Origin of the sequence: Streptomyces corallincola (genome assembly GCF_019104725.1) — a bacterium.
Lineage (GTDB): Bacteria > Actinomycetota > Actinomycetes > Streptomycetales > Streptomycetaceae > Streptomyces > Streptomyces corallincola.
Map to the genome: position 1 here is coordinate 29,521 of NZ_JAHRXF010000022.1, position 12,385 is coordinate 41,905.

At 74.2% G+C, this 12,385-nt stretch carries 11 protein-coding genes; 6 read left to right on the forward strand and 5 right to left on the reverse strand.

Annotated elements, in window-relative coordinates; genetic code table 11:
* Positions 1-18: 18 nt before the first annotated feature.
* Complete coding sequence (locus KUM39_RS15905) at positions 19-1,578, forward strand: cytochrome P450 (RefSeq protein ID WP_217786300.1); 1,560 nt, start codon at positions 19-21, stop codon at positions 1,576-1,578.
* A 42-nt stretch (positions 1,579-1,620) separates the two neighbouring features.
* Here KUM39_RS15905 and KUM39_RS15910 read toward each other — a convergent pair whose 3' ends face one another.
* From KUM39_RS15910 to KUM39_RS15920, 3 genes are all read right to left on the reverse strand, one after another.
* Positions 1,621-2,559: a pseudouridine synthase gene (locus KUM39_RS15910; protein WP_217786301.1), complete on the reverse strand. Its 939-nt coding sequence runs from the start codon at positions 2,557-2,559 to the stop codon at positions 1,621-1,623.
* Between the two features lie 53 nt (positions 2,560-2,612).
* Positions 2,613-3,479: a siderophore-interacting protein gene (locus tag KUM39_RS15915; RefSeq protein ID WP_217786302.1), complete on the reverse strand. Its 867-nt coding sequence runs from the start codon at positions 3,477-3,479 to the stop codon at positions 2,613-2,615.
* Between the two features lie 113 nt (positions 3,480-3,592).
* Complete coding sequence (locus KUM39_RS15920; protein ID WP_217786359.1) at positions 3,593-4,498, reverse strand: 5'-3' exonuclease; 906 nt, start codon at positions 4,496-4,498, stop codon at positions 3,593-3,595.
* 218 nt (positions 4,499-4,716) lie between these two features.
* Between KUM39_RS15920 and KUM39_RS15925 the strand changes: the two genes are divergently transcribed.
* From KUM39_RS15925 to KUM39_RS15940, 4 genes are all read left to right on the forward strand, one after another.
* On the forward strand, positions 4,717-5,832 hold the full coding sequence (locus KUM39_RS15925; protein WP_217786303.1) for a quaternary amine ABC transporter ATP-binding protein: 1,116 nt from the start codon (positions 4,717-4,719) through the stop codon (positions 5,830-5,832).
* On the forward strand, positions 5,825-7,636 hold the full coding sequence (locus KUM39_RS15930; RefSeq protein WP_217786304.1) for an ABC transporter permease/substrate binding protein: 1,812 nt from the start codon (positions 5,825-5,827) through the stop codon (positions 7,634-7,636). The genes KUM39_RS15925 and KUM39_RS15930 overlap by 8 nt, the downstream gene beginning before the upstream one ends.
* A 410-nt stretch (positions 7,637-8,046) precedes the next feature.
* The gene (locus KUM39_RS15935) at positions 8,047-8,628 is read left to right on the forward strand and encodes a helix-turn-helix domain-containing protein (RefSeq protein WP_217786305.1); all 582 of its coding nucleotides are present in this window, start codon (positions 8,047-8,049) and stop codon (positions 8,626-8,628) included.
* Between the two features lie 13 nt (positions 8,629-8,641).
* Entirely contained in the window at positions 8,642-9,400 is a 759-nt protein-coding gene (locus tag KUM39_RS15940) for a helical backbone metal receptor (RefSeq protein WP_217786306.1), read from the forward strand.
* Here KUM39_RS15940 and KUM39_RS15945 read toward each other — a convergent pair.
* Complete coding sequence (locus KUM39_RS15945) at positions 9,312-10,469, reverse strand: TDT family transporter (RefSeq protein ID WP_217786307.1); 1,158 nt, start codon at positions 10,467-10,469, stop codon at positions 9,312-9,314. The two genes, KUM39_RS15940 and KUM39_RS15945, sit on opposite strands and share 89 nt — an antisense overlap.
* Before the next feature lie 70 nt (positions 10,470-10,539).
* Here KUM39_RS15945 and KUM39_RS15950 point away from each other — a divergent pair, with 70 nt between their 5' ends.
* Entirely contained in the window at positions 10,540-11,541 is a 1,002-nt protein-coding gene (locus tag KUM39_RS15950; protein WP_246620214.1) for a LysR family transcriptional regulator, read from the forward strand.
* A gap of 122 nt (positions 11,542-11,663) precedes the next feature.
* Here the strand turns inward: KUM39_RS15950 and KUM39_RS15955 are convergent, their stop codons facing one another.
* Positions 11,664-12,371 (reverse strand): gamma-glutamyl-gamma-aminobutyrate hydrolase family protein, encoded by a 708-nt coding sequence (locus KUM39_RS15955; RefSeq protein ID WP_217786308.1) that lies wholly within the window; start codon positions 12,369-12,371, stop codon positions 11,664-11,666.
* Positions 12,372-12,385 lie beyond the last annotated feature (14 nt).

Below are 12,385 nucleotides of genomic sequence, written 5' to 3' on the forward strand. Positions count from 1 at the left end.
CCGTTCCGGAGCGACACCGTGACGACTGAATCCCCTTCGAGCACCCCCCACACCTCCGCCGCCGTCCCCCCGCCCGGCTGCCCCGCGCACGCCCTCGGCCCCGGCGGGGTGCACCGGCTCTACGGCCCCGACGCCGCCGACCTCGGTGAGCTGTACGAGCGGCTGCGCGACGAACACGGCGCGGTCGCCCCCGCGCTGCTCCACGACGACGTGCCCATGTGGGTGGTCCTCGGGCACGCCGAGAACCTCCACGTGGTGCGTAGCCCCTCGCAGTTCGCGCGGGACAGCCGGATCTGGACCCCGCTGCTGGAGGGCCGGGTCAAGGACGACCACCCCCTGATGCCGCACATCGCCTGGCAGCCGATCTGCTCGCACGCCGAGGGCGACGAGCACCAGCGGCTGCGGGCCGCCGTCACCGGCGCCATGTCCGGCATCGACCAGCGCAGCGTGCGGCGGCACATCGGCCGCCACACCCAGGAACTCGTCAACCGCTTCTGCGAGACGGGCCGCGCCGACCTCGTCTCCCAGTTCGCCGAGCATCTGCCGATGGCCGTGCTCTGCGAGATCCTCGGCATGCCCGAGGAGTACGACGACCGCATGGTGCAGGCCGCCCGCGACGCCCTCAAGGGCAGCGAGACCGCCATCGAGAGCCACGCCCACGTCATGGACGCGCTGAGTAGGCTCACCACCCGGCGCCGCGCCCGCCCCGACGACGACTTCGCCGGACGGCTCATCGCCCACCCCGCCGGGCTGACCGACGCCGAGGTCCGCGAGCACCTGCGGCTGGTCCTCTTCGCGGCCTACGAGGCGACGGCGAACCTGCTGGCCAACGCGCTGCGCATGGTGCTCACCGAGCCGGGGTTCCGCGCCAAGCTCAACGGCGGCCAGATGACCGTGCCCGAGGCCATCGAGCAGTCCCTGTGGGACGAGCCGCCGTTCAGCACGGTGTTCGCCTACTTCGCCAAGCAGGACACCGAGCTGGGCGGGCGCCGTATCCGCAAGGGCGACGGGCTGCTGTTCGCTCCGGCGCCGGGCAACATCGACCCGGCGGTCCGCCCCGACCTCGGCGCGAGCATGCAGGGCAACCGGTCGCACCTGGCGTTCGGCGGCGGACCGCACGAGTGCCCCGGCCAGGACATCGGGCGTGCCATCGCGGACGTCGGCGTGGACGCGCTGCTGATGCGGCTCTCCGACATCCGGCTCGACTGCCCCGAGGACGAACTGCGCTGGCGGGAGTCCATCGCCTCCCGGCACCTCGTCTCCCTGCCGGTGCGCTTCGACCCCAAGCCCCAGCAGGACTCCGACCTGCCGTCCCGGCCCACCCGCTTCCCGACCCGGCGGACGGCGGCGGAGGACACGGGCCGGGCGGCGCACGCGGTTCGGGTGGAGCACGCGGGGCACGTGGGGAGCGCCGCCGTACGGCCGCCGTTGCCCGAGGCACCCCCGGCCGCGCGCCCGGCACCGGCGCCCGTCCCGTCGTACCCGGCACCGGAGCCCCCGGTCCCGGCGGCCGGGTACGGGCCCGAGCGGCCCATGAGCCTGTGGCAGCGGCTGCTGCACTGGTGGCGGGGGGAGTAGCGGCCTCCCTCCGTCCGGCCCGCGGGACCGTCCGGCGCCCGCTCAGGGACCGTCCGGCGCCTGCCACGCCTCCAGGGTCCGGCCGCTGACGAAGCTGTGGTGGGTGCCGGTCAGGGGGTCGGTGAACTCCAGCCCGCGGGCGAGGAGTTGGAGGGGGTGCCGGAAGTCGCCGGGGGTGGCCGGAGGGGCGATGTCCGGGTACAGGGGGTCGCCCAGGATCGGTACGCCGAGGGAGTTGAGGTGGACCCGCAGCTGGTGGGTCTGGCCGGTCTCGGGGAGCAGCCGGTAACGGGCGAGCGGGCCGCGCCGTTCGGCGGAGGCGACGACGGTCACCGCGTTCGGCTCGCCCTCGGTCTCCCGCGCCGCCAGCACGCCCCGCTCCTTCAGGATGCGGCTGCGCACGGTCCGGGGCAGCGTGAGCGAGGGGGCGTACGGCGCGATCGCCTCGTACTCCTTGTGGACCCGGCGGTCGCGGAACAGCGTCTGGTAGGCGCCGCGCTCCTCGGGCCGTACGACGAACAGCACCAGCCCGGCGGTCAGGCGGTCCAGGCGGTGGGCGGCGCCGAGCGCGGGGACGCCCAGCTCGTGGCGGAGCCGGGCCAGCGCGGTCTGGGTGACGTGGCCGCCGCGCGGTGTGGTGGCGAGGAAGTGCGGTTTGTCGGCGACGACGATGTGCGCGTCCCGGTACACCACCTCCACCGGGAAAGGCACCGGCACCTCGGCGGGCGGCTCGCGGTGGAACCAGACGTACATCCCCGGCAGGTAGGGCGCGTCGGCGGCCACCGGGCGGCCGTCGGCGCCGACGATCCCGCCCGCGTCGAACATCGCCTCCACCATCCCCGGAGCGGCCCCCGTCAGGCGCTCCACGAGATGCGCGCCCACGGTCGGCCAGGCGCCGTCCTGCGGCAGCCTCAGCCGTACCGGGTCGATCCCCGCGCGCTGCGGCAGCGGGGCGGGCGGAACGGGCGTCTTGCGTCTCATCACGGACCAGCCTACGAGCCGCCGGGCGCGCGGGGTGCCGTACGGCCGGGCGGTCAGGCCGCCGCCACGCCCCCGGCACGCTCGGCCTCGCGTCGCTCCTGCTCCTCCTCGATCCGGGCGTTCCACTCCCGCTTGGACGCCTGCCAGCCGTCCTCGTTGTGGCCGACCCGCCAGTATCCGGAGATCGACAGGTCCTCGCGCGGTACCGCGAGGTCCACCCGGAGCAGCCGTCGGAGCTGCTTCACGAAGTGCGCCTCGCCGTGCACGAAGGCGTGCATCCGGCCCTCCGGGAAGCGCAGCGCGTGCACCGCGTCGAGCAGCGCCTCACCGACCGGGCGCGTGCCCCGGTGCAGCCAGACCACGTCCACCCGGGAGTCGATCTTCTGCTCCTCCTCGGGGCCCGCGACCTCCACGAACGCGTGCACGCGGGCACCGGCGGGCAGGGTCTCCAGGGCGCGGGCGATGGCGGGCAGCGCGCTCTCGTCCCCGGCGAGCAGATGCCAGTCGGCGGCCGGGTCGGGGGCGTAGGCGCCGCCGGGGCCCAGGAAGCGCAGGGTGTCGCCGGGCCGCGCGTTGAGCGCCCACGGTCCGGCCAGGCCCTGGTCCCCGTGGAGGACGAAGTCCACGGTCATCTCCCGGTGCACCGGGTCCCAGGCGCGCACGGTGTAGGTCCGGGTGACCGGCCACTGCTCACGGGGGAACTCGGCGCGGATGCGGTCCATGTCGAAGGGCTCCGGGTAGCTGACGCCCTCGGGCCCGAACAGCAGTTTCACGTAGTGGTCGGTGCAGGTGTCGGCCGCGAACTCCGCGAGGCCGTCGCCGCCGAGCACCACGCGCTGCACGTGCGGGGTGAGCCGCTCGGTGCGGATCACATGAGCGGTGTGGGGCTTGCGCGGCTTTCGTCCCGGACGCTCTGCCATCACGGCCTCCTGCTGCATTGGTTAGGTATACCTAAGTTAGCATCCCCGGTCGCTTGCCGTACCCCTCCCGTCGCTCTCCTGGCCTGTTTCGTGCGGGTATCCGGCGAATCGCGTCACTCGCCGAGCGTAGTCAGCAGGCGGTGCAGGGACCCGCCGAGTCCCCAGCGTGCGGCGAGGGAATCCAGTTCGGCCGGGTGCTTAGGGGCGCGGGGGAGGGCGGTGTCCACCTCGGGCAGCGGCACGTCACCGGCCACCCGGACCACGGTCGGAGCGACCTCCAGGTAGGGACGGGCCTCGTCCAGCCGCTTGCGCCGGGAGGGGGTGAGCCTCGCCCTCGGGTCGTCCACCGCCGCCATGATCCCGGCGAGGTCCCCGAACTCCGCGAGCAGCTGGGCGGCCGTCTTCTCCCCGATGCCGGGCACACCGGGCAGGCCGTCGCTCGGGTCGCCGCGCAGCAGCGCCAGATCGGCGTACCCGCGCCCGTCCACGCCGTACTTCTCGCGGAGCACGGCCTCGTCGGTGAGCTGGAGGGTGCCGACGCCCTTGAGCGGGTAGAGCACGCGGACGCCGCGCGCGTCGTCCACCAGCTGGTACAGATCCCGGTCGCCGGTGACGATGTCCACCGGGCCGTCCGCGCGGGCGGTGAAGGTGCCGATCACGTCGTCCGCCTCGTAGTCCGCCACCCCGGCGCGCGCGATGCCGATCGCGTCCAGCACCGCCTCGATCACCGGGACCTGCGGGGACAGCGTGTCCGGCACCTCCTCCGTATCCGGCCCGTCCGCGCGCTCCGCGGCCACCCGGTGTGCCTTGTAGGTCGGGATCAGCTCCACCCGCCACGCGGGCCGCCAGTCGGCGTCCATGCAGGCCACCAGGCGGTCGGGCCGGTGGTCCCGCACCAGGCGGTCGATGAAGTCGAGCAGTCCGCGCACCGCGTTCACCGGCGTCCCGTCCGGTGCCCGGACCGAGTCCGGGACGCCGAAGTAGGCGCGGAAGTAGAGCGAGGCGGTGTCGAGGAGCATGAGTCGTCCGGTCACGCTCGCATCATGCCGCACGGCACTGACGGACACCTGTCGCGGACGGTTGCCCTCTGTGGGCGGACGCTCATGTGAGCCCGATCACGTGTTCGTTTGGTGGGAGGGCATCCGGGCAGGCGCCGGGTCGGAGCGAGGTTAGTTGCGCTTTTCAACGATTTGTGCCCCTTCGCCTCCGGTTCCCACTGTCGAGAAAAGGGGTGCGCGTGACCTCCAGGCTTGAGGCCGAGCAGCTGTTCAAGGTGTTCGGAAGACGTCCCGACGAGGCGGTCGAGCGGCTGCGCGAGGGCGCCGACCGGGAGGGACTGCGCGCCGACGGCACCACCGCCGCCGTCATCGACGCCTCCTTCGCCGTCCGGGCCGGTGAGATCTTCGTCGTCATGGGCCTGTCCGGATCGGGCAAGTCCACCCTGCTGCGCATGCTGAACGGACTGCTGGAGCCCACCGCGGGGCACGTCCGCTTCGACGGGCAGGACCTCACCGCGATGACCGACCGCGAACTGCGCGAGCTGCGCTCGAAGAAGATCAGCATGGTCTTCCAGCACTTCGCCCTCTTCCCGCACCGCAGCGTCCGCGAGAACGCCGCCTACGGCCTGTCCGTGCAGGGCGTGCCCCGCGCCGAGCGCGAACGCCGCGCCGACGAGGCGCTCGCCCTGTGCGGTCTGGCCGGGTGGGAGGACTCCTGGCCCGACGAGCTGTCCGGCGGCATGCAGCAGCGCGTGGGCCTCGCCCGCGCCCTCGCCACCGACGCCGACCTGCTCCTCATGGACGAGTCGTTCAGCGCGCTCGACCCGCTGATCCGGCGGGACATGCAGGACCAGCTCCTCGAACTCCAGAAGACGCTGAAGAAGACCATCGTCTTCATCACCCACGACCTCAACGAGGCCATGCGCCTGGGCGACCGCATCGCCGTGATGCGCGACGGCCGGATCGTGCAGACCGGCACCGCCGAGGACATCCTGCTGCGCCCGGCCGGTGACTACGTGGCCTCCTTCATCCAGGACGTGGACCGCTCCCGCGTGCTGACCGCGGGTGCCGTCATGGACACCGCCGTACGCGGCGACGAGGCCGACTGCGGCTGCCCCGCGGCCACCGTGGACACCCCCTTCACCGAGCTGTGCGCGCTCAGCGCCCGGCTGCCCCACCCGGTCGCCGTGCTCGACGCCGACGGCACCCTCGCCGGAGTCGTCACCCGCGCCCGGCTCGTCGGATTCCTCGGCGCCGACCAGAACGCCGACCAGAACGGCGACCCGAGCGCCGGACCGGGCGGCGAGGCCGTCTGCGACCACGACAACGGCGGGAAGGTGACCGCCCGTGCCTAGGCTTCCGCTCGGCGACTGGGTCGATTCCGGAGTGAACTGGCTCGTCGATCACCTGTCCTGGCTCTTCGACGCCGTCCGCGTGGTCGTGGAGGGCATGTACGACGGGCTGGACGCGGTGCTCGCCGCGCCCCAGCCACTGCTGCTGGCCGGGATTCTCGCGGTGCTCGCCTGGTGGCTGCGCGGTCTCACCGCCGGTGTCCTGGCCTTCGCCGGCTTCGCCCTGGTGGACTCGCTGAACCTCTGGGACCAGGCGATGTCCACCCTCGCCCTGGTCCTGGTCGCCACGGTGATCGCGCTGGTGATCTCCGTGCCGCTGGGCATCTGGGCCGCCCGTTCCAAGGCGGTCGGCGCGGCCCTCCGCCCGGTGCTGGACCTGCTCCAGACCATGCCGTCGATGGTGCTGCTGATCCCGGCCATCCTCTTCTTCGGCCTGGGCACCGCCGCCGGTGTCATCGCCACGCTGATCTTCGCGCTCGCCCCCGGCGTCCGCATGACCGAGCTGGGCATCCGCCAGGTGGACGCCGAACTCGTCGAGGCCGCCGAGGCGTTCGGCACCACCCCGCGCGACATCCTGTGGCGCGTCCAGCTCCCGCTGGCCCTGCCGACCATCATGGCCGGTGTCAACCAGGTGATCATGCTGGGCCTGTCGATGGTCGTCATCGCGGGCATGGTCGGAACCGGCGGCCTCGGCGGCGCCGTCAACGAGGCCATCGGCCAGCTCGACATCGGCTACGGCTTCGAGGCGGGCGTCGGCATCGTCGTCCTCGCCATCTACCTGGACCGCATGAGCGGCGCCCTCGGCACCCAGCTCTCCCCGCTGGGCCGCCGCGCCGCCGCCGGGGCCCGTACCGCCGCCTGGTCCCACCGGCCCCGCCCGGCCGTCGCCGTCGTCGGTGTCGTCGTCCTCGCCCTGGTCGCGGGCGGCATGAACGTGTTCGGCTCCGCCGGTACCTCCGAGGCGTCCGGTACCGACATCGGCAGGGGCAAGGAGCTCAAGCTCGGCTACATCCCCTGGGACGAGGGCATCGCCTCCACCTTCCTCTGGAAGGAGATGCTGGAGGAGCGCGGCTTCAAGGTCACCACCAGCCAGTACGCCGCGGGCCCCCTCTACACCGGCCTCGCCGCCGGACAGCTCGACTTCGAGACCGACTCCTGGCTGCCCACCACGCACGCCGAGTACTGGAAGAAGTACGGCTCCAGGCTGGAGGACGTCGGGAGCTGGTACGGCCCGACCTCGCTGGAGCTGACCGTCCCCTCCTACGTGAAGGACGTGAACTCCCTCGCCGACCTGAAGGGCCACGCCTCCGAGTTCGGCGGGAAGATCATCGGCATCGAGCCCAGCGCCGGTGAGATGGCCCTCCTCAAGGACAAGGTCCTGAACGAGTACGGCCTCAAGGGCCAGTTCCAGGTGGTGGACGGCTCCACCCCCGCGATGCTCGCCGAACTGAAGCGCGACTACGCCAGGAAGCAGCCGGTGATCGTCACCCTCTGGTCGCCGCACTGGGCGTACTCCGCCTACGACCTGAAGAAGCTCAAGGACCCGATGGGCGCCTGGGGCAGGGGCGACCGGGTGCACACCCTGGCCCGCAAGGGCTTCGCCGCCGACAATCCCGAGGTCGCCAAGTGGCTCAAGGACTTCTCCATGACCGAGAAGCAGCTCACCGGTCTGGAACAGAGGATCCAGCAGGCGGGCAAGGGCAAGGAGCAGGACGCCGTCCGCGCCTGGCTGAAGAAGAACCCCGGCCTGGTGGACAAGTGGGCCCCGGTCCCGGGCAAGGGCGCGCGGAGCGGGGCGGCCGGGTGACCTGACCGTCCCGGACCACCCCGTCCCGGGGGCGGGTCCCGCCGCGGGCGTCCGATACGGACCGCCCGGCGGGACCCGCCCCCGCCGTGTGCCGTCCACCGCGCGGCGGCCCGTCACCCGCCCGGCACGGTCACGGCAAGGATTCGGCCAACCACGCACCGCCGCCGCCCCCGGCCCGGCGGGAACACCCGGGCGGGTTCGCGCCTTGAAGCAGGTGGGACCCGTGCCGTACGGTTCACCGCCGCACTGGCGTGAACCGAGGGGGTCCCGGTACACCGAGGTGACGGGGATGTGCCAGGCGCGTGAAACGGTTTGCCGAACATGCGTAGGGTGCAGACAACTCATCAGGGACCCGGCCGACGGTGGCGGCCGGGCGGACGGCACGACGGGTGAAGGAGGGAGCCGGAGCGATGGGCGACCACAAGGAACAGCAGCCCGTGCGGGTGGGTGCGGCCGTCCGGAGGCGCCGCCGCGCCCTGGAACTCACCCTCGCCGTCGTGGCCGAGCGCAGCGGGCTCTCCGTGCCCTTCCTCAGCCAGGTCGAGAACGACAAGGCCCGCCCGAGCCCCACCTCCCTGGAGAAGCTCGCCGACGCCCTGCGCACCACCGCCGTGGAACTCCTCGCCGCCGCCGACCCCGCGTGCAGCGTGGACGTCGTACGCGCCGACTCCGGCGAGTCCGGCACCGCCGGGCCCTTCGACCCGCGCACCCGCTCCCTGGTCCGGGGCCACCACCAGCTCCACGCCTCCGAGTTCACCGGCGACCACGACGCGGGCCGCGAGTTCCAGCACCGCAACGACGAACTGATGTACGTCGCGGACGGCGCGGTCGAGATGGAGGCCGAGGGGCGCGCCTACCGGCTCGGCCGGGGCGACACCATGTACCTCACCGGCGGCGTACGGCACCGGTGGCGGGCGACCGTCCCGGACACGCGGGTGATCGTGGTCGCGGTCGCGGAGCACATCGAGGCCGTGCAGGACCGGGCGCGGTAGCGGTGGGGCGGTCGTGAGGATCGTCTCGCTGGTGCCCTCGCTGACCGAGGCCGTCGCCGTCACGCTGCCCGGAGTCCTCGTCGGCGCCACCGACTGGTGCGAGCGCCCGGCCGGGCTGGACGTGCGCCGGATCGGCGGCACCAAGAACCCGCGCGTCCCGGAGATCACGGCGCTCGCCCCGGACCTGGTGATCGCCAACGAGGAGGAGAACCGCGCCCCCGACCTGGCCGCCCTGCGCGCCGCCGGGGTCCCGGTGCTGGTCACCGAGGTGCGGACGGTGCCCGACGCGTTCCGCGAACTGGAGCGGGTGCTGACCGCGTGCGGGGCGAAGGGGCGGCCGGGGTGGCTGGACGACGCGGAGACGGCGTGGGCCGCGCCGCCGTCCGCTGCCGGGCCGCGATCCGCGTGCGCCGCCGACGCCCCGACCGCCGACGCCCCGACCGCCGTCGTGCCGATCTGGCGCCGCCCGTGGATGGTGCTCGGCCGGGACACCTTCGCCGGGGACGTGCTGGCCCGCCTCGGCGTGCGCCACCTCCACGCGGACCATCCCGAGCGCTATCCCCGCGTGCCCCTGGCGGAACTCCGGGACGCCCGCCCCGACCTGGTGATCCTCCCCGACGAGCCGTACCGGTTCACCGCCGACGACGGCCCCGAGGCGTTCCCCGGCCTGCCCTGCGCCCTGGTCAGCGGACGGCACCTGACCTGGTACGGGCCGTCACTGGCCGAGGCGCCGGGCGTGCTGGCCGGGGCGCTGCGAGCAGCCCGCCGCTGAGCAGCCCGCGCACGGTGCCCGAGGCCGCCGCCACCCACCCGGCGAGCAGCAGCGCGTACAGCGCGGCGGCCAGTACGCCGTAGGCGCCGAGGTGGGTGTGCCGGGCCAGCGCGGCGGCACCGGTCACACAGGTGCCCACCGGGAAGGTGAACGCCCACCACGTGAGCGCGAAGCCCATCCCGCGCCGCCGCGCCCGGACCACGTACCCGGCGGAGAACACCAGCCACAGCAGCGCCAGACCCATCACCGGCACGCCGTACAGCACCGAGAACGCCGCGAGCCCCCGGGCGCCGGGCGCGGACACGACGCCGGGGGCGCGGTCCGCGACCAGGGCGACGGCGGTGGTGGACTGCCCGAGCGGTCCGAGGACCAGGAACAGGGTCGGGGCGAGGGCGAGGGGGAGCGGGGTGCCGGTCAGCAGGCGGGCGACGATCAGCGGCAGGGTCAGGGCCACCGCCAGCAGGGAGAGCCCGAACAGCGCGAAGCAGCCCAGCAGCAGCGCCGCGCGCGGCTGTCCCGGCGGCAGGTACGGCACCAGCAGCGGGCCCACGGCCGCCGACACCATCGGCGCGACCAGCGGCAGCAGCCACACGGGCGTGGCGTCCGCCGCCGGTACCCGGTGGCGTACGGCCATCAGGTACGGCACCGCGACCGCCGCCGTCAGTCCGACCGCCGTGCCCGTCGTGAACAGCACGGTGTCCAGGGCGACCGCCGCCCGCGTGCCGATCCAGTCGCGCCCCACGGTCACCGCGCCGCCGCCCACCGCGAGCAGCGCCATCGACAGGCACCCGTAGAACGGCAGCACCGCCGGGTCCCGCAGGTGGGCGCGGGCCCGGTCGGTGTGGTGCGCCCAGTGCCGGGCGCGGGCGGTCAGCAGCACCGCCAGCAGGAGCAGGGCCAGCGTCCAGACGGCCGCGAGGAGGGGACGGGGCGCGGTGTACGGCGCGGGGAGCGCGGCGCCCGCCGTGGCGAGCACGGAGGTGCCCATGACGGCGGCGTACCAGTTGGGTCCGAGATCGCGGACGCTGAGTGCCGTGCGGGTGGGTATCGGCTGGGCTGCGGTGACCATGCGTCCAGATTCCGCCGGAGCGTCGCCGCTGACCAGGGGGTTCGTGTCTATCAGGGCATAAGCTGGGGTTATGGGTGGACAGGGGAGCGGTGCGGAGGAGCGGGGCGCGGGCGGCGGGGGCGCGGCGGGTGTGCCGGGTGCGGACGTGCCCGGCGGGGCCGCGGGGGGTCCGCCGGAGGGGGGTTCGCTGGCCCACCGGGTGCCGGACCTCGGCGCGCTGGAACTGCTGCTTGCGGTGGCCCGGCTGGGTTCGCTGGGGGCGGCGGCGCGGGAGACCGGGGTCAGCCAGCCCGCCGCGAGCAGCCGCGTCCGCTCGATGGAACGGCAGCTCGGCGTCGCCCTGGTGGACCGCTCGCCGCGCGGCTCCCGGCTCACCGACGCGGGTGCGCTGGTCACGGACTGGGCGCGGCGCGTGGTGGAGGCCGCCGCCGCGTTCGACGCGGGTGCCCGCGCGCTGCGCGACCGGCGCGACTCCCGGCTGCGGGTCGCGGCCAGCATGACCATCGCGGAGTACCTGCTGCCGGGCTGGCTGCTCACCCTGCACGCCGAACACCCCGACACGGCCGTCTCGCTGCTCGCCGGGAACTCCACCAGGGTCGCGGAACTCCTGCTGGCCGGGGAGGCGGACCTCGGTTTCGTGGAGGGCCTGACCGTGCCGACCGGCCTGGACTCCGCCGTCATCGCCCGCGACCGCCTGATCGTCGTCGCGGCTCCCGGCCATCCCTGGGCCCGCCGTCAACACCCGCTCACAGCGCAGGAGTTGGCCGCCACCCCGCTCATCCTCCGCGAACGCGGCTCCGGCACCCGTCAGGTCCTCGACACCGCCCTCGGCGGTCTGGCCCGCCCTCTCATCGAACTCTCCTCCACCACCGCCGTGAAGGCCTCGGCGGTCAGCGGCGCCGGCCCCTCCGTCCTCAGCGAACTCGCCGTCCGCGAGGAACTCGCCACCCGGCGCCTGGTCGAGATCCCGGTCCACGCCGTCCCCCTCCGCCGCGACCTCCGCGCGGTCTGGCCGGTCGGCCACCGCCCCACGGGCCCGGCGCGCGACCTGCTGTCGCTGACACGGGGATAGGCGGCGGGCTCCGGGTACGGACGGCGGCGCGTCGGCGGTCACCGCGTGAGCGGGCCCGGGGACGGGGGAGTCGCCCCGCCCCGCCCCACCGGCGGATCCGTCGCCCTCGCGGACCAGCCCCCTCAACTCCCCGTCATCGCCTCTGTCGCCGACATCAGTGCCTCCATCACCCGCAGGTCCTCGCCCATCTCCGGGTGCCACTGCACCCCCAGTGCCCACCCCCGTTCCGCCGGGAGTTCGACCGCTTCGATGGTGCCGTCCGAGGCGTGGGCGGAGGGGAGGAGGGAGGTGCCGAGGCGGGCGACGGCCTGGTGGTGGAAGGTGGGGACGGTGGTCTCCTCGGGGGCGATGCCCGCGTAGAGGGTGCCCGGTACCGGGATCACCGGGTGGCGGCCGAAGACGCCGACGTTCTCCGCGTGGCCGTCGAGATGCTGGACGAGGGTGCCGCCGAGGGCGACGTTGAGGAGCTGCATGCCCCGGCAGACGCCGAGCAGCGGGAGCCGGGCGGCCAGCGCGGCCTCGATCAGGGCGAGTTCCCAGGCGTCGCGCTCCGGTGCGGGCGGGCCGGTGCGCGGAGAGCGTTCCGCGCCGTAGCGGGCCGGGTCCACGTCGGGGCCGCCCGCGATGATCAGGGCGTCCAGGCGGGCGACCGCGGCGGCGGCGCGGTCGGGCGCGTCCGGCGGCAGCAGACACGCCAGGCCGCCCGCCCGCTGCACCATCCGCGGGTACGCGGCGGGCACCAGCGCGGACTCCAGCTCCCAGGCGCCCCAGCGCGCCCCGGTCTCCAGATAGCTGCTCACGCCGATCAGCGGCGGCCGGTGCGTCGTCATGCCGTACTCCCTCA

What these genes read in the sequence shown, in the direction of transcription:
- KUM39_RS15910 (WP_217786301.1), bottom strand. Translation starts at nt 2,559, where the DNA reads ATGAGACGCAAGACGCCCGTTCCGCCCGCCCCGCTGCCGCAGCGCGCG.
- KUM39_RS15915 (WP_217786302.1), bottom strand. Translation starts at nt 3,479, where the DNA reads ATGGCAGAGCGTCCGGGACGAAAGCCGCGCAAGCCCCACACCGCTCAT.
- KUM39_RS15920 (WP_217786359.1), bottom strand. Translation starts at nt 4,498, where the DNA reads ATGCTCCTCGACACCGCCTCGCTCTACTTCCGCGCCTACTTCGGCGTC.
- KUM39_RS15935 (WP_217786305.1), top strand. Translation starts at nt 8,047, where the DNA reads ATGGGCGACCACAAGGAACAGCAGCCCGTGCGGGTGGGTGCGGCCGTC.
- KUM39_RS15945 (WP_217786307.1), bottom strand. Translation starts at nt 10,469, where the DNA reads ATGGTCACCGCAGCCCAGCCGATACCCACCCGCACGGCACTCAGCGTC.
- KUM39_RS15950 (WP_246620214.1), top strand. Translation starts at nt 10,540, where the DNA reads ATGGGTGGACAGGGGAGCGGTGCGGAGGAGCGGGGCGCGGGCGGCGGG.
- KUM39_RS15955 (WP_217786308.1), bottom strand. Translation starts at nt 12,371, where the DNA reads ATGACGACGCACCGGCCGCCGCTGATCGGCGTGAGCAGCTATCTGGAG.